Source organism: Streptomyces galbus, from assembly GCF_005280195.1.
Lineage (GTDB): Bacteria > Actinomycetota > Actinomycetes > Streptomycetales > Streptomycetaceae > Streptomyces > Streptomyces galbus.
Genome location: NZ_SZPR01000067.1, coordinates 1 through 394 on the forward strand (window position 1 = coordinate 1; position 394 = coordinate 394).

Consider the following 394-nt stretch of genomic DNA (forward strand, 5'->3'; position numbering starts at 1 on the left):
AGGGCGGCGAGGGCATCGGCGAGGTTCTCCCGGTACTGCCGGCAGCCCGAGTAGGAGGCGTAGGCGCTCGTGGCCAGCACCAGGATGCGGCGGCGTCCGTCGGCGACCATCTCACGCAGGGTGTCGGTCAGGTACGGCGCCCAGTTGCGGTTGCCCCAGTACACCGGCAGGTCCAGCCCGTGCTCGGCGAAGTCCTTGCGCAGCGCCTCCAGCAGGGCCCGGTTCTGGTCGTTGATCGGGCTGACACCGCCGAACAGGAAGTAATGCTGTCCGACCTCCTTCAGCCGCTCCTTGGGGATACCCCGCCCCCGCGTGACGTTCTCCAGGAACGGCACCACGTCCTCCGGGCCCTCCGGGCCGCCGAAGGAGAGCAGGAGCAAGGCGTCGTACGGGG

Annotated in this window: 1 protein-coding gene; it reads right to left on the reverse strand. The window is 69.8% G+C overall.

The window, feature by feature from the left end; all coding sequences use genetic code 11:
* Positions 1-394 (reverse strand): ferrochelatase (locus tag E4U92_RS35580; protein ID WP_174864156.1); only part of this gene is annotated, 394 nt, incomplete at both ends.